Below are 21,007 nucleotides of genomic sequence, written 5' to 3'. Positions count from 1 at the left end.
ATATAAGCAATGTACTCGTTAAATCTGCCCAAATATCCGCTAAAAATAACAGAAAAAAACGGAAAGTATTACGTCTTCGATCTTTTGCGCCGGAAAAAAGTGGTGCTGACTCCGGAGGAATGGGTACGGCAACATTTTGTAAACTATCTACTCACAGAAAAAAACGTGCCGAAAGAATTAATGGCTAATGAAGTGGCTATTACGCTCAACACTCTCTCCCGCCGATGTGACACCGTCATTTACGACACTTACTTGAAGCCTCTGGCTATTGTTGAATACAAGGCTCCTTCCGTGCGGATTACCCAAGACGTCTTTGAGCAGATTGCACGTTATAATCTGGTGTTGAAGGTACACTACCTAATTGTCAGCAATGGCATGGAACATTACTGTTGCCGTATTGACTATGACACACATTCTTACAGCCATCTGAAAGCGATACCTTCATATACCGAACTATTGGCAAGAGATTAATCATTGCAGACTTTGTAAAAAAAGAGGGACAAAAAACATTGTCCCCCCTACTCTCTTCTATTTAAACGTAACATCCTGATATATTGCAATATCAGAATCTTTCTTCTTCATATTTTCGGAAGGTGAGAGCAAACTCTGCGCAGCCGAGATCACATCGTCTAATTTAAACCCGTGAATACAGCGTCCCAAAAGGAATGAGCACGTGTATTCCGTCCAATCTCTTCCACGTTGCAATACGATGTTTATACATTGATCGAGACAACGGTAGAACTGTTCTTCGGTGAGATATCCGATCCAGAAGCACCATTTTGCCACACTTACAGCACGTCCGATGTCCCATGCATACGTTGACTGAATAGCTCTCACGTCCTCTTCCGGTAAGTTCAACTCTTGAGCTATCCGGACATAGATTTTATTCAGATCTTTATTTGTCTGACGTGTACGAATAAACTCGTCGTATTGCTGACTCCGTTGCAGGCTCAATAATCCGTTAATGGCGTTTACAGCCGACTGTTCGTCTACAATTTCCCATTGCTTATTCATTCCCTGACGGTAGACATCCGTAGGCTCTTTGGGTATCAGCGACAAAATCTGTTCGCCACGGTAACATGCCAAAATAGCCCCATACCCCATGGCTCGTTGATAATTTTCGCCCAACAGTTTACCCGAATAGCGTGTATTAAACTCGGCCAGTTGTGTTTTTCGAGCCTTCTTCGTCTGAAAATTCAAATACAACATATATCCACCAATCCCCGCCGCAACAATGGCGATGACGATATAAATCACATTTTCCATATTGATACGTTTTTGAAATAATACCGACAAATCTACAAAAAAATAGTGGTTTTATCTATGCCGAAAAATAAAAATTACAACGGACACCGGAGACAGATGATCGAAAGGAAGCCCTTACTCGGTCTCGATCACGCCGATTTCCCGAAACCAATCTTCGGCACGATCCGGCCAACTGTTGACCATCACACCTGTATCACGCAAGCCATAGCCATGGCCTCCTTTTCCGTAAAGATGCATCCATACCGGGATATTTGCTTCCTTCAGCGCATAGTAATAAAAGAGGCTGCTGTTGATAAACGAACGATCATCTTCGGTCTGAATCAGCATGGTCGGCGGTGTTTTCGGAGCTATTTGAATCTCAGGAGCCAGTCCGAAGTGTTCGCCATCCAAATACGCCGGATAAATCAGCAGGCAGAAATTCGGACGACAGCTGACCTTATCAATCGCGTTATTCGCAAGATACGTTCTTTTATTAAATGAGGTAGAAGCCATTACAGCCAGATGTGCTCCTGCCGAAAAACCCATCACTCCAATCCGGTTTGCATCGACATTCAACTCTGAAGCATTCGCACGTACGTAGCTAATGGCACGTTGTAAATCCTGCAATGGAGCTTCATGTTTTGGTCGTCCTTCACGACGAGGCACACGATATTTTAATAATACAGCAGTAATACCCAATTCGTTTAGCCAAAGACAAACTTCATCGCCCTCCAGATCATACGCCAGAATATCGTATCCTCCACCCGGACAGACAATCATAGCCGATCCACTGGCTAATTCTTCGGACGGTTGATAAATAGCAATCGTCGGATCACTGACATTCGTAACCCGACATACAATTTCTCCGGCCACTCTATTTCCTTCCTTACTAATCTTTTCAGCCATTCGAACAGTTTCTCCGGGAGCTCCTTCCGGAAAAAGCCGAACAATTTTTTCCTGTGCCGTCGCGACAACCTCCATGAAAAGCAGACAGACATACGATAATATCAACTTGCTCATTTTTCAATCTTTGTTTTTGATTTGTTTCGTTAACGGCAGCAAAAATATAAAATAGAGCAAAAGATAAAAAATCTTTTGCTCTATTTTATTGTTTCTTTTTCTTCCTGCATATCCAATTCGTTTTTCTCCTGATCGTAGAATCGGTATTCCAGAAAAGCCATGCTTTCGTCTGGCACCACCTTTAGTTGAAAAGAGTATTTCATTTTCCATTTCATGGCCAGTGACAGAAACCCTTTATTAATATAGGCAGCCACATAAGGATGCACATGCAGGGTGATTTTTTTAACATTATGTTTGTTAACAAGACAGTCTATCTTTCCTTCCAGATTGTCGGTAAACAAGATGGAAGATTTAATGGTTCCTGTTCCGAAGCAAGACGGACACTTCTCGGTTGTCTTCACATCCAGAATCGGCCGAACCCGCTGACGGGTGATCTGCATCAGACAAAATTTGCTAAGTGGCAAGATATTGTGTTTAGCCCGGTCATTTGCCATAGCTTTTGTCATATGCTCGTACAATTGCTGCCGGTTTGACGCCTCTGCCAAATCGATAAAATCGATCACAATAATCCCGCCCATATCGCGCAGTCGTAACTGCCTGGCAATCTCATTGGCCGCAGCCACATTCACATCGAATGCCGTCTTTTCCTGCTCCGTGCTGCCTTTCATCCGATTACCGCTATTGACATCAATCACGTGCATCGCTTCCGTATGCTCGATAATCAGATAAGCCCCACTCTTATAGGTTACGGTTCGTCCAAACAGTGACTTGACCTGTCTGGTGACACCAAATTTATCAAAAATAGGCACATCGCCCGTATATAATTTGACAATGTTCTTCTGCTCAGGAGCAATCAGACTCACATAATCATATACGTTTTCGTATACCTGTTTGTTATTTACATAAATATTCTCGAATGACGAGTTGAAAATATCGCGCAGAAGCGCCACTGTCCGAGCCGTTTCTTCATATATAAGGGTCGGAGCCTTTGATTTGGGGACTTTGGGTATATTATCTTCCCACCGTTTCAGCAAAGTCTTCAATTCTCCATCCAACTCGGCCACACGTTTCCCTTCGGCCGAAGTGCGTACAATCACACTGAAGTTCTTGGGCTTTACGCTTTGCATCAACTGACGAAGACGTGCCCGTTCCTCGTTCGATTTAATTTTTGTTGAAACAGAAATCTTGTCGGAGAACGGTATCAACACTAAAAAACGTCCGGCGAACGACAATTCGGCCGTCAGTCGAGGCCCTTTGGTTGAGATCGGTTCCTTGGCAATCTGTACCAAAATCTCATCGCCTACCGTCAATATATTGCCGATACTTCCGTCTTTTTCAATCTCCGGAAGAATCGAAGTCTTCGACACAGGCTGCCGTTTTTTGGGATCGCCGCGCCATTGTTTAAGAAACTTCTGCTGCGTGTTGAAATTTGGCCCTAAATCCTGATAATGAAGAAACGCATCTTTTTTGCAACCCACGTCGACGAAAGCGGCATTCAAGCCCGGCAACAACTTTTTTATCCGTGCAAGGTAAATGTTGCCCACCGCAAAAGAATCGCTCTGGGGCTCCTTCTGAAGCTCTACCAGGCTTTTGTCTTCCAATACGGCGATGGAAATTTCGTCCGACTTGACATCTACTACTAATTCGCTTACCACAATGATGCTATTTCTCGTTGTTCTTGTTCATTATGAAAAAGAACAAACTTAAAAAATCTGATTAAGTTTGTTCTTCAAAATCCTTTCAAAGACTTATTTCTTCTTGTGTCGATTCTTTTTAAGTCTTTTCTTACGCTTATGCGTCGACATTTTATGTCTTTTTCTTTTTTTTCCGCTTGGCATAATTCCTATTAATTAGTGATTAAATCATTATTTGTTTGCCACTTGATTCATGAATACCCGAGCGGGTTTGAAAGACGGAATGTCATGCTCCGGGATAATCATCGTGGTATTTTTCGAAATGTTACGCGCCGTTTTCTGTGCACGTCTCTTTACCACAAAACTGCCGAAACCGCGGAGATATACGTTTTCTCCTTCGGACAAAGATTTCTTTACTACGCTCATAAACGATTCAACACTTGCCAACACTGTGTTTTTGTCAATACCTGTGCTCTTTGCGATCTCGCTAACAATATCTGCTTTTGTCATGTCAATAAATATTAAATGAATAATTTCTAATTTTTTGGACTGCAAAGATATAGGTTTTATTCGAATTAATGCACTTTTTTGAAGAAAAAGATTGTTTATTTTCCAACTTCCTGATCTTAAGACAGATTAAACGAATAAAAACATATTTTTATCCGTTATTTCATGCGGCCAACGGGCCATTTGCCTGCTTTTGGAATGCCCGGAAATACGTATTTTTGCCTGCCAAAAAGCAGCAACATGAAGCAAAAAAACGAGATATATAAAGAAAGCGAACAAATCCGGGCGTGGTACAGAGCAAACAAACGCGATCTGCCATGGCGAAATACGACCGATCCGTATCGTATCTGGATCTCCGAAGTTATCCTTCAGCAAACACGCGTAGCCCAAGGGCTGGATTACTATTATCGTTTTATCGAGCGATTCCCCGATGTCCGAAGCCTTGCCGAAGCTCCACAGGAAGAGGTACTGAAATACTGGCAGGGGTTGGGGTATTACTCCCGCGCACGCAATCTGCACGAAGCAGCACAAGATATCCGGCAACGGTTCGGCGGAGTTTTCCCTTCGTCGTACGAAGAGATCCGCTCGCTCAAAGGTATCGGTGAATATACGGCGGCGGCTATTGCTTCTTTCGCATGGAATCTGCCCTATCCCGCCATCGACGGCAATGTGATTCGGGTGTTGGGACGGCTCTTCGCCGTAGAGACACCGGCAGACAGCGGAAAAGGTAAAGGCGAGTATCGTCAGCTGGCAACGCTTGTGATGCCTCCCCGACATGCCGGCGAGCATAATCAGGCGCTGATGGAGTTCGGAGCGTTGCATTGCATCCCCCGAAACCCCGATTGCACAAGTTGCCCGATGGTGGGGCAATGTGCCGGACATGCCTCCGGCGATCCGCATCGTTTTCCTGTCAAACAGCATAAAACTAAAACGCGCGATCGTTTCTTTCATTACTTCTTTATCAAACACGACACGGATACTTACCTGCACCAACGCATCGGGAACGACATTTGGAAAGGCTTGTTTGAATTGCCGATGGTAGAAACCGAGATACCAGCCGATTTGAACGCTTTACAGGAAACACCGGCCTTCGGGAAACTTTTCCAAAAAACAGGACGGCCGACATTTACTATGGTCGCCGACGACGTCCGGCATATCCTTTCACATCAGACATTACATGTAACGTGCTATATGGTAGAAGTTCAGCAAGAAAATGCAGCTCTAAAAAAGATGGTCCGAACGTCGCGGGAAGCGATTGACGCATATCCTTTTCCAAAACTGATTATCAATCTTTTATCAAAGATAGAAGAAAAATAATTCGGGCTGAGCTGTTTTTTTCCATCTGTAAATTTGTACAGTTCATAAAAGACGCCTACATTTGTTCCTCAAACCTTTATAAAGAATAATTCCTATGTCATTAAACAAAGTCATTTTGATTGGAAATGTGGGGAAAGACCCCGATGTGCGTTATTTCGACAGTGGAAATGCGGTCGCCAACTTTTCATTGGCTACCAACGAACGCGGATATAAGCTTGCGAACGGAACGGAAATCCCCGAGCGGACAGAATGGCACAATATCGTAGCCAATCGTGACCGTGCGCAATTCGTAGAGCGGTATGTTAAAAAAGGCTCGATGGTTTATGTCGAGGGAAAGATCAGGACACGAAGCTACGACGACCAAAGCGGCATCAAACGGTATGTGACGGAAATTCTTGCCGACCGCATCGAATTCTTCTCGTCCGGTCGCAGACCGCAGGACGGCGACAACCCGGTACAGACGCCTGCTTCCGCCTCGTCACCAACGCCGTCCGTTCCGTCCATGCCATCGGGCGAAGTTCATACAGAAACGGACGAGATCGACGACCTGCCGTTCTAACCTTATCTTAACACATCACAAATTACACCTTGGATTCAGACGATTATTACCCGAGTATGTTATTACAGGCCGTGCATCACGAGCCTGTTTGGAATGCTGTGATTATTTTGGTCGTAATACTTTTGCTGCTGGTTATTTCCGGATGGTTAGCCGCAGCAGAACGCGCCTTGTTCTCTTTGTCGGTCGATGAAACGAACGAAATACGGGAAGAGAAAAGCACGAGCGACAAGTTCATCAGACAATTGTCAGACCGTCCGCAACAGACGCGTACCGCTATTGCGATGATACAGACAATACTGATCATTACAATGACGATAGCCGGAATGTACGGCCTTCAGTCCGTATGTTCGACTATTCAATCGGTCGGCGGATGCGTGGCCGGGATTCTCGTCCTTGTACTGCTGCTGTTCATCTTCAAAGGATGGTTTCCCAAGTTTTTGACACAGGGCAGACAGCTTGATGCGGCACGTCGGACGGCACCTTTCCTCAAAACGATCGACTGGCTCTGCCGGCCGGTCAGCCGATGGATTTGCGCTCCTCCGGCCAATCAACACAAGCACGAATCGCAACCCTCCGAATCTACCATTATTTCGAAAGAATCGGCCGACGAGAAAGAGATGCTTGAAGAGATCGTACATTTTTATAATAAGACTGCCGATGAGATCATGGTGCCACGCCTCGACATGAAAGCCATCAATGCGAAATGCACTTTCAAAGAAGCGCTCGACATCATCATCCGAAGCGGTTTTTCACGTATCCCCATCTACGAAGAGACGGAAGATAACGTCACGGGTGTCCTGTATGCGAAGGATTTACTCCCCTACATTCAAAACACGAGCGATTTTGAATGGCAGAAGCTGATCCGTCCGGCATATTTTGTACCTGAGACAAAAAAGATCGAAGGACTGCTGGAAGAGTTTCGAACCAACCGGGTGCATATCGCCATCGTGGTAGATGAGTTCGGATGTACCTCGGGATTAGTAACGATGGAAGATATTATCGAAGAAATCGTAGGAGATATTTCGGACGAATACGACACGGACGCGAAACAGTATTTCCAACTTCCGGATGGGAGTTATATCTTTGAAGGCAAAATCCAATTGAATGATTTTTTCCGCGAAACAGACATCGACGAGGAGGAGTTCGGCGATCTGACGGAAGATATCGAAACACTTACGGGATTGCTGCTCAAAATCAAAGGCACTTTACCCCGTCGTCGTGAGATTATCGAATATCACAATTATCGTTTTCGCGTGCTCGAAGCAGATGAACGACGTGTATTGAAAGTGAAATTCGACCGTATCCCTCCGGCTCCCGGAAAAGAGAAATAACGATGCGTATCTTGTCATGGATTCTCTTACTGGCAGGCTGTGCAGCCTGCTCGACACCCACGCCAAAGCCGCGCGGCGTATTGCGCATCGATCTGCCGCAGGCGAAATACACGTTGTTCACGGCCGGAGAACTGGCTTATGCTTTTCGGGTATCGCAGCTCGTGACCATCGAAATGCCTCCTGCCGATGTGACGGAAGACTGGCTGAACGTCACCTACCCGTCGCTCAACGTCAAAATGTATTGCAGCTACCGAAGTATCACCCGTGAGACGCTTCCTCGCTGCGAAGCGGAGTGTCGTGAACTCGTCGCACGCAGCGCCCGCGATGCTCAGGCCATTACCGAACAGGCTTACGAAGCTCCCGAGCGCCGTGTGTACGGCATGCTCTTCCGGATCGATAGCGACTCGCCCTCGCCTGTCCAGTTTATGCTCACCGACAGTGTTTCGCACTTCTTCCGCGGGGCGATCTACTACCAACATCGTGTCGATGCCGATTCGGTGGCACCCGTGACCGAATACCTTCGCCACGATGTGATGGAACTGATTCAATCGTTCGACTGGAAATAGCCATGCCCGTTCTGCCCGAATATACGACTCCTCTGCGAGGAATCTGGAAAATCGAAGAAAGCCGCGATGAATTACTGGCTCTGCTGACGCGCAAAGACGATTACGTGCCGTTTCTGGCCGGTTGCAAGTCCGATACCCGCCAAACGGAATGGCTGGCCGTGCGCACATTGTTGAAAACCATGCTCGGCCGTGAAACACCCGTCGCCTATCATCCCGACGGCATTCCTTACCTGCCCGATGCAGACCTGCACATCAGCATCTCGCACACGAAAGGCTATGCCGCCGTACTGCTCGATACGCAACCCCGCATCGGCATTGATATCGAATACCGCTCCGAACGTATCCGCAAGCTGTACGATCGCTTTCTCGGCAAGGCGGAGCAACGCCTGATCGGCCAATATCCCGATACCGAAACGTTGTTAATTTGCTGGAGCGCGAAAGAAACGGCATTTAAAATGATGAGAAAAAGAGCGGTCGACTGGCGGAACGACCTGCAAATCGTCTCGTTCGATCCGCAACTCAGACGGCTGTCGATCCGCGAAACCCTCACACCGCACGCCACGCTCTGTTCGATCGGCTACATCGCGCCCCCCGAATTTATCATGACGCAAAGCACCTCCCAATAATCTTTGGGGGTGGTTCGGAACGGTATTCAGGTACGTTCCGAAGGGTATTTCGATACGTCCGGAAGGGTATTTAATACTGTTCGGAAATAAATTATGACCGGTTCGGAACCTGATTTCGGGTGGTTCGGAGGGGTATTTCGATACGTTCGGAACGTATCGACGGGTAGTTTGGAACCTGTCGATGGGTGGTTTGGAACTTGTCGACGGGTGGTTTGAGACGTATCGGAATTAGGTTCGGAACGTACCCAAATCAGGTTCGGAAATACCCGGAATATAATTCCGAAATACCTTAAATATAGTTCGGAGGGGTATTTAATACGGTTCGGAGCCACCCATGAATATGTTCCGAAGCAGGTGTCGGGTGGTTCGGGTACGTACCCGAAGTAGTTCCGATGTCATCGGTGAGTATTTCGGAATCACTCGTCGATATGTTCGGAGCTACCCGACGGGTAATAAAGAACCGTCCGACGGGTAGCTCGGAGGCATCCGTCGGGTGGCAATGGAACTACCTGCCGACAAGCTCCGAAATACCCGTTAAGTATTTCCGAAATACTCGCTGACAAGCTCGGAAATACTCACCGATGACCTTGGGAATACTTTTGGGCATGTTCGGGAATGTATATACTATACATAAAATATTCTTTCTATGGCTGTTGAATCTTTTTGATGGAGACGATTTTAATTTCAGGTATTAATCTACCCGGCCAACAAGTGAATTTCGAATCTAATAACTGATAATCGACAGACACTTTTAACTTATCGATTTTGTATTCATCAGCCAAGTTTACCGGGAAATAAGGTTTATTATTGATCTGTACAAGCCAACCACAGCCGTCTGTCGCAGGATTCTCATAAACCATTATGCCCTCTGCTGTCCGAGCACCAAGCTCTTCGGAGCTCTCTAATTTATTTACTTCACACCCCGTTCCTGCCATCAACAGAAGCAGGGAAGCTATCCATAAAATGTTTTTTGCTTTCATGTTTTTTTATTTTTAAAGTTTATACTTGCTTTCCGCGTTCCGGATATTTCTTTTACGCTGCGCCTCCGGTGCGGTTTGCGAGGTGCATCAGTTTGTAGAACACTGTGTCAGTTGTTTTTTTCATAGCTTTTTGTTTTTAAATATGATACGACAAAGATACAAATAGTTTTTTTTGATTAGAAACGTGGTTATTGCTTTAGATAATCGTTTGCCATCAGCAATAATCATTCCGCTTTAACGTCTGTGTCTTTCTTTTTATCTTGCATACCGACTACTATTTTTCACCTTGTTACTAACATTTCCACTTCCATATTCTCCGATTTTTATGCGGAGATTAAACAACCCAAACGACCTTGTCAATCTTTTTATCAGCCATATACAAAAAAAATCACCCATCGTATTAAACGAAGAGATTCGGATAAGTTCAACCAGTTATTAACATATCCAAATAAATTATACGCATAACGAGTATATGATGAAACCAAGCGGTCGAACGCTGCATCCCATTATGTTAAAAATGACAGAAAACGAAAGTTTCTAAAAACACTGCTCTTACAAAAAAAGCCCACCCCAACGGCGTGTGGGGCAGGCTCTTTTTATGAGAAGAGAGCGTAACTACCGGGCGATATAGTCCGTGTAATACTTGTCGATATAGCCCTTCAGCATCTTTATCGAAGCAGGTACGGCCGTATCGGGGTTTTCCTTGCCTTCGAACTCGAGTGTAAGGTATCCTCTGAATCCGACATCGTAAATCTGTTTGATGATACGATCATAGTCCAGATCGAGCGTGTACCAGGTTCCTCCTCCGTTATACGTCTTGGCCGAGATAAAAATCGCTTCGGGAAGCACCTGAGCCAGTTTGTCATAAGGCTCTTCGAGGAAATTACCCGTATCTACCAGTAATTTCAACCAGTTGGAACGGACATCATTCTTGATACGAAGCATCCCTTCGGGTGTACCGGCGATACCCCAGTGATTCTCCAGAGCGAGCGTCACGCCACACTCTTCGGCTACGGGCAGGCATTTGTAGATCGCATCTTCTACCCACCCGAACGCGTCATTATCCGTATATCCTTCAACAGGCTTTTCAATTCCACGCGCTTTCATCAGGTTATCGAACGATCCGCTGGTTCCCCATGTGCCCGAATTCAGACGCAACGCAGGAATTCCCATCTTATAAGCCAATTGGATGCAACGGATTGTATGATCTACCATCCGCTGACGATATTCCTTATCGGGGTTCACCCATCCCTGATGAATGCAGAGGCACACCAGAGCGATTCCGTTCTCGTAGGCCAATCGTTTCAGCTTCTGCAAATAACTGTTGTCTTCGCTTTCCATCTGACGATGCAGTACATCGACCCCTTCGATACCCATATCGGCTGCTTTGAGAATACACGATTCGATGGAATCTTTACGTTCACGGAAGCCCCAATACGAATACGTTGATACCGCAAGTTTGAGGCGTCCCTGCATCTGTTGCTTGCCGGACGCTGTCCCGGAAATTTCCGGGACAGCGTTTGCTGCAAATGTCGGTACTCCCAATCCGGCCGCAATGCCGGCCGCGCTTTGCGCTAAAAAAGAACGACGCGATAATTTCATAACTGATCCTCCTTTCCTATCAATACCCTTCATTCTGTTTCAAATTGTTGTTGAGTGAAATCTCACTGTCGGGAATCGGAAGTACATTGTCTTTCTTTACATTATATCCGTTCGGAAACTTTGTCTCCAGTTTTTCGCCCAAGGCTCCGAACACGTCACACGGATAGTATTCCGGTCCGGCGTTCCAGCGCTTGATATCATCCCAGAATTGCCCCTCGAGTGCGAGTTCGATGCGCCGTTCATGACGCAACGCTTTCCGGGCTTCGGCCTGCCCTACTCCCTTCTTCACCGGCGGCATCTTCACGTCTTTGCGTTCGGTACGGATACGGTTAATCAGATCAATCGCTCCGTCGATATCCTTATTCAGCTCGATCATCGCTTCGGCGCGACACAACAGCACGTCGCCATAACGCAGAATCATAAAATCGAGAGGAGATTGACGCCCTACGACCGGCATAGTCTCGATCGTATATTTACGGATACCGAAACCGACCTTCTGCCCCGTATGGTTCTTGATCTCGGTCGGATACAACTGCCCCTGAAAATAAGCGCCCGGACGCAGGATGGTAAAATCCAGACGAGGATCTCTGTTTTTGTAAGGATCGTTCTTGTCGACCGGACTACCGTCGAGCGTTTCATACTCATCGACCAGCAATTGAGTCGGCGCAACCGAGTTGGAGCCGTCGATTCCGTATTTCAGATTCTGGGGCTGCCAGTAACGGTCGAAAATACTTCCCTGCTGAAACACCCCGTCCATAAAACTCAGGGCAAAGAGCGTTTCGGCATTGCCTTCGTTTTCATACTGGAACAGCCCGTAATACGTGGGGAAAAGCTTATATTTATTCAACGCGTCAATTTTATCGCAATATTCCAGCACTTTGTCCCATTCGGAGGTGTACATATACGTTTTCATCTTCATCCCTAAGGCTGCGCCCAATGTCGCCCGTCCATTATCCGGAGAGTTTTTGGGCAGACGCTTGATAGCTTCGTCGAAGTCTTGACGTACCTGTTTCCAGATATCTTCGGCGGAAGCGCGACTTACCTTACGTCCTTCCTCCGGCGTGATTGTTTTGAGAATTAGCGGAACGCCTCCATACGAACGTACCAGCAGATCGTAGAACAAAGCTCGTAAGAAATATACTTCGCCCAACATCACTTCTTTTGCTGCCGCGTCCATATTCGGAATCTTATCTACGTTTTCCAGGAAGTAATTTGCACGGTAAATTCCCCCGTAACAATATTTCCAGCGATTGGAAACGATTCCTCCGATACCGGACGTAATCGTTCCGTTACCGACCTGTTTCTGTTTGCCTTCCCAATGCGCCCACTGATAGGCATTCGGCGTACAGGCGTCATAGCCGCCTCCGTAGCCGTACACAAAATTATTTCTCAACACACTGTACACCCCGTTCAAGGCCAGTTGGGCATCGTCGGGCGAAGTCCAAAAGATCTCGTTCGTAATCTTATCATCCGGTAATACATCCAGATAACTTTCGCATGAGCTGAGTCCCGTCAATGTGACGGTGAGCATCATATAGATTATTTTTTTCATCATTCTTTCATTTTGAATTGTTAAACATCAAAAACTTACATTCAGTCCTAAAGAGAAAACACGAGGAATCGGATAGTGATAGCCTCCTCTGTCGAACGAATCCCTTTCGGGATCAAAGCCTTCGTATTTGCTGCTCACGATCGTGAAGACATCCGTTGCATTCAGATAAATGTATAGCTTTTGCAAAAACAGGCTACGAGTAATATCTCTCGGCACGTTGTATCCTAACTGAATATTTTTCAACTTAAAAAACGACATGTTGGCCGACCAGAACGATGATTCCTGACGATGCCAGTCGGCATCGAGCGTAATCAGCGGTATTTCATTGTTCTTATTTTCCGGTGTCCATGCACCTTCCCACTTCTTCGTGATCGTTCCTCCGGATACGCCCAATGGAACAGTCCAGTCATTTCTAAAATAGCCCTTTACTCCGGCTATTCCCGAGAACTGTACATTCAGGTCAAAACCTTTCCACGACAGACTTCCGTTGATGCCATACGTAAATTTCGGGATTGTATTACCGATTTCCTCTTTATCGCGATAATCCAGTTTGCCGTCTCCGTTTACGTCCTTGTAGCGAATATAGCCGGCTTTAGGCTTAAAGCTATTGTTTTTCATGTGTGTTGCACCTTCTTCGTCGGTCTGATAGATACCCTCCTGAATAAAGCCGTACAATGTCTTATACGAATAACCTTCGCGGATAAGGAAAAGCTGGTCCGGCGATTTGCCTCCGCGGAATTTCGTTACCTCGTTGTCTACATACGTCAGATTCGCTCCGATGCTGTATGACAAGCCTGATCCTTTGTCTTGATCTTGCCATGTTATCCCCAGCTCCATTCCGGTATTCTTCATTTTACCGACATTCTCGAACGGCGCTCCCATATTTCCCAAAACCGACGGAATAGGAAGTTGTACGATAATATCGGTTGTCAGACGCCGGAAATAATCGGCTTCGAGATTCAGGCGATTATTCAGGAATCCCATATCGAACCCGAAGTCGGTCGAGGTCGTCGTTTCCCACGTAATATTCGGATCGACAAGCGCGGTGATGGCCGCTCCAGGCGCCAACGTATTGTTGAAATTATGACTGTTCGGATAATCCTGTGTAAGGACAGTCAGGTAAGGGAAATAATCGGCATTGCTCGGATCGGCTATGTTCCCGATGTTCTGGTTCCCGAGTTTCCCCCACGAAGCGCGCAATTTCAAATTGCTGAACAGATCGAGGTCTTTGATAAACCGCTCTTCTCCCAGACGCCAGCCGGCCGAGAAAGACGGGAAGATACCCCAGCGATGTCCTTTGGCAAAACGCGAAGACGCGTCGGCACGCAGGTTGACCTCGGCCAGGTATTTCCCATTCAGGGCGTAGTTGATCCGACCGAACCACGACATCATGCGCCACATGTATTTATTCCCATCGGCAAAAGGATTCTTCGTTCCCGAAGCGATCTGATGCAGTTCGGGCTTGGATGGATCCGTTTTTTTCGCTTTCGTATAGCGGCGTGTCGTAGCCTCCTGCTGATATCCGAGCAACAGACTCACATCATGAATCTTATTGAACACGCGATTGTAATTCAAATTCGTAAAGAATGTCGAATAATATTCATCGACCATAATACGCGATATTTCCAACGTAGACGGATAATCGAGCGGCTTCGTGGGGTTCGACCGGTTCAGGTCCGTATAGCAGGTTGCCAGTTGATTGTAATTATCGATATTCCGATGCCAATACTGCCCGCTGTAATGCGCGCTCAGTGTCAGCCCCTCAAACAGGTGTAATGTAGCATACACATTTCCTTTGAGGAAGTTCGTTGTCGTTTCGTTCTTTCCATTATACAAATCGGGGAACGGGTTACGGGTATCGACGATCGGCAGCCCGGCTTTCGGTCCCGAAAGGTAGAGCGCCTGCGTGCCTCCGTATGTCTTACCGTCCTGCAAATAGGGGGTAGAGAACGGATGTCCGTTAGACATCATGTAGAAAGCACGTTCGATCCCTGAGGTGTAACCTCCGTCATAATCGACAAACGACTGATTCGATACGGTACGCATCACACGTCCTCTCCCGCCGAAGGTCAGCCAGTCGCCTACTTTGGCTTCGCTGTTAATTGAGAGGTTATAGCGTTCCGAATCGGTGTTTTTAATCGTTCCGTTGTTTTTCAGGTAACCCATCGAAAGATAGCTGTTCGATTTTTTTCCGCCAAACGTTGCGGACACGTTATGCTGTGTCGTAAACGCATTGCGAAATACTTCATCGAAATAGTTCGTACTCGGATATTTATACGAATCGTTTCCGGAAGCAAAAGCATCGATCACATCCTGTGGGAACAACGGATCGCCGCCTTCGTTTGTGACGGCTTTATTCCATAGCTGCATATAATGCGGACTGTCGGTAATCAAATCGTATTTCCGTCCGAGCTGCTGCAATCCGAAGTAACCGTTATAATTGATACGCACCTGCTCGCCTTCACCTTTCTTCGTCTCGATCAGGACGACGCCGTTCGCCGCACGAGAACCGTAGATCGCTGCCGATGCCGCATCTTTAAGAACCGTGATCGAAGCGATGTCGCTCGGATTCACGTCCGACATACGTCCTTCCACTCCGTCAATGAGTATCATCGGATCGGTATTGTTCAGCGTGCCGTAACCACGAACACGGATCGTTGCACCGTCGGCACCGGGAGCACCGGAGTTTTGGCTGGCCCATACGCCAGATACTTTTCCGGAAAGGGCCTGCGAAGGATCTGTAATCGGCCGGTTCTCCAGTTCCTGACTGTATTTGACGGTCGAAACGGAGCCGGTCAGGTTCGCTTTCTTCTGCACACCGTAACCGACCACTACCACTTCTTCGAGCGCCTTTGTATCTTCGCGAAGAATCACATCGATCACATCTTTTCCTGCAGTAGAGACAGTCTGTTCAACATAACCGATGTACGAGACATGCAAGGTTGCTCCGGCAGAAATTTCGAGCGTAAAACGTCCGTCGATATCCGTTACCGTACCGTTAGTCGTTCCCGCCTCTACGACGTTAGCGCCTATCACGGGTTCGCCTTGTGCATCGGTAATCCGTCCGGAAACCGATTTTTTGTCGGCAACCTGCTGCAAAGCGGATTTGCCTGTTCCGGCCTTCTCTTTGTGAGTGATCACAATATACTTATCCACCAGCTTGTAACTCATATCAGTATTTCCGAACAACTGATTAAGCACCTCCGGCAGTTCTTTCTCGCCTGTCCGGATATTCAGTCTGGATTCCGTATCTACGATTGCACGATTGTAAAAGAAACGATACTCCGACTGTTTCTCGATCTCACGAAAAACATCGGGGAGCGTTACGTTCTCAAGAGCAAGATTGATTTTTGCATTCTGCGAATGCGTTACATCAGCCTGTAAAACGGGCGAGACAGACAACATGACAATGACTGTCAAACCGATTTTCAAGCATAATTTTCGTAAGGTCCGAAGAAAATGACCTTTCTTATAGTTCAATGCATTTTCCATATTTTATTTGTTGTATTGCGATTTTAATTGAACAATTGTTATTATTTGATTTAAAAAAACGCAGACTGTCCCTGTCGAACAGTCAGTCGGGTTATTTCCGAATAAGCAGAAACACCCCTGATTTGGTTCCTATTTTCTTCTCTATATCATACACATCCCTCCTATCTTTAAAGGTTTATATATTTCTCAATCTATTTGAACGTCACCGGATAAATACTGTATTTTCTTCTATGGTATAACTAATACGGAGGCTTGTCTTCAGTACGTTCATGACGGTTTCGAGCGAGTCATAATCTTTGAGTGTACCTCCGAAAGCGGTCTGTTGTACTTCGAGGTTGTCACAGACGAATTTCACATGATACAGTCGTTCGAGACGATGGATCAACTCGCCGAACGTCATCTTATCGAAAACAAATTCGCCCCGACGCCATGAAGATAAATGTTCCACATCTCTCTTCTCGACCGTAAAAGTACCGGCGTTCTTATCATACGTAAACACCTCTCCCGGGCTGATGGCATACACCCATTTTCCACTTTCGACCGTAACTCCTCCTTCAAGCAGGGCCACCGAATTTGTCTCTTCTTCTTCGAATGCGTATACATTAAATGAAGTCCCTGTCACACGGTAAGTCAGTCTTTCGGTACAGACGGAGAAAGGGCGTTGTTTATCCGTTTTTACCTCAAAATACGCTTCCCCTTTCAGATACACGGTCCGTTCACTCTTGCCGAAGAAGTCGCCATACCGTAGCGAACTGCACGCATTTAGCCACACAGCGGTCCCATCCGGCAGTGTTGTTTTCGATTTATCGCCAACCCCTGTCTCTATACGGGTTTGAGCCACGGTACGCTCCGATTTTTCTCCCACAATGTAACGAATCCAATAAACCAATAGTATACCCAATATAAGAACAGCGACATAACGCATCCAAGCGAAACGGTTGAGGAGTCGTTTGTCTGCAGGACGATTGACGGAAATGTTTTTCCGAAACATATCCCATTGCGACTGAACACGACTGTTTTTTTGCTCGTATTTCAAACGCCCCGAATCATATGCATCCTTCATCGAACGGAAATACCCCCTGTTCGTTTCGCTATCTTCCAACCATTTCAGTAACACCGCCTGCTCCTCGAAAGAAGCACTGCCCGTCAGATATTTTATGATCAGCGTATCGTTCTGCTTCATGTTTTTGGGATCATTCTTTTCAGAGTATGACACACAGAAAGCAGAAAGTACTTAGCGAAAAGCGAAAAAAATAATCAACAGAATCAGTAAATAGTCGTTAAATGCTGTTTTAAAAATTTTCAGTGCGTTATATATCTGCACTTCTACGGTTCTGACGCTAAGCCCTAACAGCGTTGCTATTTCCTGATTTTTCATTCCTCTGTAACGGCTCATTTCAAATATCTGCCGGCATTTTGCGGGTAGTTTCTCCACGATACGGTGCACCATCCCGTGCAGTTCCTTAACATAAAGATCGGCTAAGGGGGCGGGCTCCTCAGGATGCAATTCGATTTCGCGAATACGCCATCTGACAACATCTTCATAATATGTGGCTCCGACTTTTTGCGAGCGGATAAACGACAAACAGCGATTATGCACGGATCGAAACAGATACGATTCGTATGAATGTATCGAGTCATCATAATGCTCCCACAAGCCGATAAAACATTCCTGCACGATATCTCTGGCACATTCCTCGTCATCGACGTATTTACGGCAGAAAGCGAACAGTTGCGGCTGCATCCTGCGAAACAGCGATTCAAACTCCCGGATATCCGGCTTATTTATTGATTTGTCGTCCATATCATGGTATAATGTCTTTTGCTATCATCCGGAAACATACACTTTCCCGAACGGATGCAAACATACGAATTATCTATCGGTTCGTAAAACAAGGTCGTCGTTTATTTTTTCGCCTGTATCGGATCGTTTGAGGAGAAAAAAGGTAACCGCAAAATGAGCCAATTACATGACGTCGCAAAAACTTTTTATGTCACTGTACATAAATTAAAATTTATCGTGTACATTTGCGCCTCGAAAATTCGAAGCAATTCGTTAATTAAACTAAATTAACAAAAAAGATGAAGAACATATTGGTGATAGGCTCGACCGGACAAATCGGTTCGGAGCTGACCATGGAATTGAGAAAGCGTTACCACGGGAATGTGGTAGCCGGCTATATTTCCGGTGCGGAGCCTAAAGGAATCCTGGCCGAGTCAGGACCTTCGGCTTTGGTAGACATTACAAACAGACAACAGATTGCTGACACGGTGAGTCGGTATCAGATCGACACGATTTACAATCTGGCAGCGTTACTCTCGGCTGTAGCGGAATCCAAACCGCAGCTGGCGTGGAAGATCGGTGTGGACGGACTGTTGAACGTGCTTGAGGTAGCGCGCGAGAAGCAATGCGCCGTATTTACCCCCAGTTCGATCGGAGCATTCGGGCCGGACGCGCCGAAAGATAAGACGCCTCAGGACACGGTGCGCAGCCCCCATACGATGTATGGAGTAACGAAAGTGACCGGCGAACTGGTGAGTGACTATTATTTCCGTCGTTTCGGGGTAGATACGCGCGCCGTACGTTTTCCGGGACTGATCTCGTATGTGGCTCCTCCGGGAGGCGGCACGACCGACTATGCCGTAGACATCTTCTACTCGGCCGTGAAGCAGGAAAAGTTCTTCTGCCCCATTGCCGCCGGCACCTTTATGGATATGATGTACATGCCCGACGCGCTCCATGCCGCCATCCAACTTATGGAGGCTGACCCGTCGCGACTCAAACACCGGAACGCGTTCAACATCGCCTCGATGAGCTTCGACCCCGAAATTATCTGCGCACAGATCCGGAAATACCTGCCCGATTTCGAAATGGAATACCGCATCGACCCGTTGCGTCAAGCCATCGCCGAATCGTGGCCGAACATGATGGACGACACCTGCGCACGCGAAGAATGGGATTGGGCGCCGCAATATGATTTAGATACAATGACCCGCGACATGCTCGAAAAACTGAAACAAAAAGATTTGTCGTCATGAACCAAAAAACCGGTTGAAATGGAAGAACTGCTGGCCTACGAGCATGATCTGTTTATGTGGATCAACAGCACGCACACTCCTCTGACGGACGCGTTGTTGTGGCCGTTTGCGGGTACGCTCATCTGGTGTCCGGTAGTGCTGGTACCGCTTTGGTTCTACTTTCGTAAGAGACCTGACCGGCTACCGGCTTCCCTTTCGATTGGACTGATTATTCTGCTTTGCTGCGTCGCCTCCGACCTTGTTTTCAAGCCCTTGTTTTCGCGCTTCCGCCCGACGACGCACCCCCTTTACCTCGAACAGGTCAGGCTATTGAAAGAATACACCGCCAACGGACTGTACGGATTCATCTCCGGCCATACGACAAATGCGTTCGGTTTTGCCATGCTTTCGTCGCTGCTGATTAAAAAACAGCCGTACACGATCGGTGTTTTCGTCTGGGCATTGGTGATGGGGTATTCACGCATCTACTTAGGCGCTCATTTCGTATCGGACGTATGGGCGGGAATGATTACGGGGAGTCTGCTCGGAGTACTTGTCTTTCTCCTTTACCGATGGGCAACCCAACGTTATTTTATCTCCCATACACCCGCCGAAGGATGATAAAAAAGTACTTCCTTTTATTGCTCGGCATCGCCAGCTCGCTGCACGCAACGCATGCGGAAGGCGACACGCTCGGTATTGTTCCTTTCTCGGAGGAGCGTCACTTTCTCGAAAAAGATTCGCACACCACGATAATGGATTCGAATATATCTCCAACGTTCTCGTCGGATAGATTTTCTACCGTTTCGCTGGGTGAATCCGAAGGGAAAAAGCGTCGGCCCATCATCACCCGATTCATTGTTCCGACATTATGCCTCGCTTACGGCACGGTGGCACGCTTCAACGAAAGCCCTGTCCGACGTTTCGACAAACACATTGCCGGACAGGTCAACAAACATATCGACCGTCATTACGGCATCGACAACTCACTTCAAATCATGCCGGCCGCCGTCGCATGGGGACTCGATTTCATGCCGGGCATCAAGGCCCGACACAATTTTCGCGACCGCACGCTGATTCTGGCTACGTCGTACAGCCTTATGTTCGCGTTGGTTTACACCACGAAATGCCTGACCGGCGTAGAGCGTCCGCGTCAATGGGGCGAATACAACTCTTTCCCGTCAGGGCATACGGCGGTAGCCTTCACCGGAGCACATATCCTGTACAAGGAATATCGTGATCATTCGCCATGGATCGGCATAGGCGGTTATGCCGCAGCTGCGGCGGTGGGTACGCTGCGGGTTATCAACAACGCTCATTGGGTGAGTGACGTGATCACCGGTGCCGGTGTCGGGATCTTAAGCGCCGAAGCAGGTTACCTGATGCTGCCTGTCTGGCATCGGCTGCTGGGGATACACGAAGACGGACGACAATTCGCCCTGATGCCTCAACTGGGATTCTGCACGGCCGGATTAGGGGTGGTGTATGTCTTTTAAGAAAGACGGACGCATTTTTCCAAAAAAATCATAAAATATTTGCGTCTATCGTCCTAAAATAC

Annotated in this window: 20 protein-coding genes; 10 read left to right on the top strand and 10 right to left on the bottom strand. The window is 47.0% G+C overall.

Translation table 11 applies throughout. The annotated features are described in order from the left end of the window. Positions 1-9 precede the first annotated feature (9 nt). Positions 10-471, top strand: coding sequence for a type I restriction enzyme HsdR N-terminal domain-containing protein (locus ACTTKA_RS03585; protein ID WP_442713564.1), 462 nt, complete (start codon positions 10-12; stop codon positions 469-471). Positions 472-528: 57 nt separating this feature from the next. On the opposite strand, the gene ACTTKA_RS03580 is transcribed toward ACTTKA_RS03585, so the two are convergent. The 4 genes from ACTTKA_RS03580 to ACTTKA_RS03565 all read right to left on the bottom strand — a co-directional run bounded on the left by ACTTKA_RS03580 (position 529) and on the right by ACTTKA_RS03565 (position 4,409). Beyond that, positions 529-1,266, bottom strand: a complete 738-nt coding sequence (locus ACTTKA_RS03580; RefSeq protein WP_442724002.1) for a DUF1266 domain-containing protein — start codon at positions 1,264-1,266, stop codon at positions 529-531. Between the two features lie 114 nt (positions 1,267-1,380). Beyond that, a complete protein-coding gene (locus ACTTKA_RS03575; protein ID WP_442724001.1) occupies positions 1,381-2,265 on the bottom strand; it encodes an alpha/beta hydrolase in 885 nt (294 codons plus the stop codon). A gap of 80 nt (positions 2,266-2,345) precedes the next feature. Next, on the bottom strand, positions 2,346-3,920 hold the full coding sequence (locus tag ACTTKA_RS03570; protein WP_442724000.1) for an Rne/Rng family ribonuclease: 1,575 nt from the start codon (positions 3,918-3,920) through the stop codon (positions 2,346-2,348). A gap of 210 nt (positions 3,921-4,130) precedes the next feature. Then, the gene (locus tag ACTTKA_RS03565) at positions 4,131-4,409 is read right to left on the bottom strand and encodes an HU family DNA-binding protein (protein WP_442713568.1); all 279 of its coding nucleotides are present in this window, start codon (positions 4,407-4,409) and stop codon (positions 4,131-4,133) included. 237 nt (positions 4,410-4,646) lie between these two features. On the opposite strand from ACTTKA_RS03565, the gene mutY reads away from it, so the two are divergent. The 6 genes from mutY (at position 4,647) to ACTTKA_RS03535 (ending at position 9,365) form a co-directional block, all read left to right on the top strand. Next, positions 4,647-5,723, top strand: coding sequence for an A/G-specific adenine glycosylase (gene mutY, locus ACTTKA_RS03560; RefSeq protein WP_442723999.1), 1,077 nt, complete (start codon positions 4,647-4,649; stop codon positions 5,721-5,723). Between the two features lie 94 nt (positions 5,724-5,817). Beyond that, entirely contained in the window at positions 5,818-6,282 is a 465-nt protein-coding gene (locus ACTTKA_RS03555) for a single-stranded DNA-binding protein (protein ID WP_442723998.1), read from the top strand. 29 nt (positions 6,283-6,311) lie between these two features. Then, entirely contained in the window at positions 6,312-7,613 is a 1,302-nt protein-coding gene (locus ACTTKA_RS03550) for a transporter associated domain-containing protein (RefSeq protein ID WP_442723997.1), read from the top strand. A 2-nt stretch (positions 7,614-7,615) separates the two neighbouring features. Continuing rightward, on the top strand, positions 7,616-8,179 hold the full coding sequence (gene gldD, locus ACTTKA_RS03545) for a gliding motility lipoprotein GldD (RefSeq protein ID WP_442723996.1): 564 nt from the start codon (positions 7,616-7,618) through the stop codon (positions 8,177-8,179). A 2-nt stretch (positions 8,180-8,181) separates the two neighbouring features. Beyond that, positions 8,182-8,805: a 4'-phosphopantetheinyl transferase family protein gene (locus ACTTKA_RS03540; RefSeq protein ID WP_442723995.1), complete on the top strand. Its 624-nt coding sequence runs from the start codon at positions 8,182-8,184 to the stop codon at positions 8,803-8,805. Positions 8,806-9,197: 392 nt separating this feature from the next. Continuing rightward, on the top strand, positions 9,198-9,365 hold the full coding sequence (locus tag ACTTKA_RS03535) for a hypothetical protein (RefSeq protein WP_442723994.1): 168 nt from the start codon (positions 9,198-9,200) through the stop codon (positions 9,363-9,365). 84 nt (positions 9,366-9,449) lie between these two features. On the opposite strand, the gene ACTTKA_RS03530 is transcribed toward ACTTKA_RS03535, so the two are convergent. The 6 genes from ACTTKA_RS03530 to ACTTKA_RS03505 all read right to left on the bottom strand — a co-directional run bounded on the left by ACTTKA_RS03530 (position 9,450) and on the right by ACTTKA_RS03505 (position 18,235). Continuing rightward, on the bottom strand, positions 9,450-9,785 hold the full coding sequence (locus ACTTKA_RS03530) for a hypothetical protein (protein WP_442713574.1): 336 nt from the start codon (positions 9,783-9,785) through the stop codon (positions 9,450-9,452). 615 nt (positions 9,786-10,400) lie between these two features. Beyond that, positions 10,401-11,387, bottom strand: coding sequence for a TIM barrel protein (locus ACTTKA_RS03525; RefSeq protein ID WP_442713575.1), 987 nt, complete (start codon positions 11,385-11,387; stop codon positions 10,401-10,403). 19 nt (positions 11,388-11,406) lie between these two features. Continuing rightward, entirely contained in the window at positions 11,407-12,942 is a 1,536-nt protein-coding gene (locus ACTTKA_RS03520) for a RagB/SusD family nutrient uptake outer membrane protein (protein ID WP_314749160.1), read from the bottom strand. Positions 12,943-12,966: 24 nt separating this feature from the next. Next, a complete protein-coding gene (locus ACTTKA_RS03515) occupies positions 12,967-16,431 on the bottom strand; it encodes a TonB-dependent receptor (protein ID WP_442723993.1) in 3,465 nt (1,154 codons plus the stop codon). Between the two features lie 202 nt (positions 16,432-16,633). Continuing rightward, positions 16,634-17,614, bottom strand: coding sequence for a FecR family protein (locus ACTTKA_RS03510; protein ID WP_442723992.1), 981 nt, complete (start codon positions 17,612-17,614; stop codon positions 16,634-16,636). A 51-nt stretch (positions 17,615-17,665) separates the two neighbouring features. Then, a complete protein-coding gene (locus tag ACTTKA_RS03505; protein ID WP_442723991.1) occupies positions 17,666-18,235 on the bottom strand; it encodes an RNA polymerase sigma-70 factor in 570 nt (189 codons plus the stop codon). Between the two features lie 278 nt (positions 18,236-18,513). On the opposite strand from ACTTKA_RS03505, the gene ACTTKA_RS03500 reads away from it, so the two are divergent. Genes ACTTKA_RS03500 through ACTTKA_RS03490 form a run of 3 tightly spaced genes read left to right on the top strand, consistent with a single transcriptional unit; the run spans position 18,514 to position 20,945 of the window. Continuing rightward, positions 18,514-19,470, top strand: coding sequence for an NAD-dependent epimerase/dehydratase family protein (locus ACTTKA_RS03500; RefSeq protein ID WP_442713579.1), 957 nt, complete (start codon positions 18,514-18,516; stop codon positions 19,468-19,470). A gap of 18 nt (positions 19,471-19,488) precedes the next feature. Further along, positions 19,489-20,070, top strand: coding sequence for a phosphatase PAP2 family protein (locus tag ACTTKA_RS03495; protein ID WP_442723990.1), 582 nt, complete (start codon positions 19,489-19,491; stop codon positions 20,068-20,070). After that, positions 20,067-20,945: a phosphatase PAP2 family protein gene (locus ACTTKA_RS03490; protein ID WP_442723989.1), complete on the top strand. Its 879-nt coding sequence runs from the start codon at positions 20,067-20,069 to the stop codon at positions 20,943-20,945. Before ACTTKA_RS03495 ends, ACTTKA_RS03490 begins: the two co-directional genes overlap by 4 nt. Positions 20,946-21,007: the final 62 nt, after the last annotated feature.

This window comes from Tannerella sp., from assembly GCF_052170195.1.
Taxonomy (GTDB): Bacteria; Bacteroidota; Bacteroidia; order Bacteroidales; family Tannerellaceae; genus Tannerella.
The sequence above is the reverse complement of the archived record's forward strand: the minus strand, read 5'-3'. Positions and strand labels throughout refer to the sequence as shown.

What these genes read in the sequence shown, in the direction of transcription:
- ACTTKA_RS03585 (WP_442713564.1), top strand. Translation starts at nt 10, where the DNA reads ATGTACTCGTTAAATCTGCCCAAATATCCGCTAAAAATAACAGAAAAA.
- ACTTKA_RS03580 (WP_442724002.1), bottom strand. Translation starts at nt 1,266, where the DNA reads ATGGAAAATGTGATTTATATCGTCATCGCCATTGTTGCGGCGGGGATT.
- ACTTKA_RS03575 (WP_442724001.1), bottom strand. Translation starts at nt 2,265, where the DNA reads ATGAGCAAGTTGATATTATCGTATGTCTGTCTGCTTTTCATGGAGGTT.
- ACTTKA_RS03565 (WP_442713568.1), bottom strand. Translation starts at nt 4,409, where the DNA reads ATGACAAAAGCAGATATTGTTAGCGAGATCGCAAAGAGCACAGGTATT.
- mutY (WP_442723999.1), top strand. Translation starts at nt 4,647, where the DNA reads ATGAAGCAAAAAAACGAGATATATAAAGAAAGCGAACAAATCCGGGCG.
- ACTTKA_RS03555 (WP_442723998.1), top strand. Translation starts at nt 5,818, where the DNA reads ATGTCATTAAACAAAGTCATTTTGATTGGAAATGTGGGGAAAGACCCC.
- gldD (WP_442723996.1), top strand. Translation starts at nt 7,616, where the DNA reads ATGCGTATCTTGTCATGGATTCTCTTACTGGCAGGCTGTGCAGCCTGC.
- ACTTKA_RS03540 (WP_442723995.1), top strand. Translation starts at nt 8,182, where the DNA reads ATGCCCGTTCTGCCCGAATATACGACTCCTCTGCGAGGAATCTGGAAA.
- ACTTKA_RS03535 (WP_442723994.1), top strand. Translation starts at nt 9,198, where the DNA reads ATGTCATCGGTGAGTATTTCGGAATCACTCGTCGATATGTTCGGAGCT.
- ACTTKA_RS03530 (WP_442713574.1), bottom strand. Translation starts at nt 9,785, where the DNA reads ATGAAAGCAAAAAACATTTTATGGATAGCTTCCCTGCTTCTGTTGATG.
- ACTTKA_RS03525 (WP_442713575.1), bottom strand. Translation starts at nt 11,387, where the DNA reads ATGAAATTATCGCGTCGTTCTTTTTTAGCGCAAAGCGCGGCCGGCATT.
- ACTTKA_RS03520 (WP_314749160.1), bottom strand. Translation starts at nt 12,942, where the DNA reads ATGATGAAAAAAATAATCTATATGATGCTCACCGTCACATTGACGGGA.
- ACTTKA_RS03515 (WP_442723993.1), bottom strand. Translation starts at nt 16,431, where the DNA reads ATGGAAAATGCATTGAACTATAAGAAAGGTCATTTTCTTCGGACCTTA.
- ACTTKA_RS03510 (WP_442723992.1), bottom strand. Translation starts at nt 17,614, where the DNA reads ATGAAGCAGAACGATACGCTGATCATAAAATATCTGACGGGCAGTGCT.
- ACTTKA_RS03505 (WP_442723991.1), bottom strand. Translation starts at nt 18,235, where the DNA reads ATGGACGACAAATCAATAAATAAGCCGGATATCCGGGAGTTTGAATCG.
- ACTTKA_RS03500 (WP_442713579.1), top strand. Translation starts at nt 18,514, where the DNA reads ATGAAGAACATATTGGTGATAGGCTCGACCGGACAAATCGGTTCGGAG.
- ACTTKA_RS03495 (WP_442723990.1), top strand. Translation starts at nt 19,489, where the DNA reads ATGGAAGAACTGCTGGCCTACGAGCATGATCTGTTTATGTGGATCAAC.
- ACTTKA_RS03490 (WP_442723989.1), top strand. Translation starts at nt 20,067, where the DNA reads ATGATAAAAAAGTACTTCCTTTTATTGCTCGGCATCGCCAGCTCGCTG.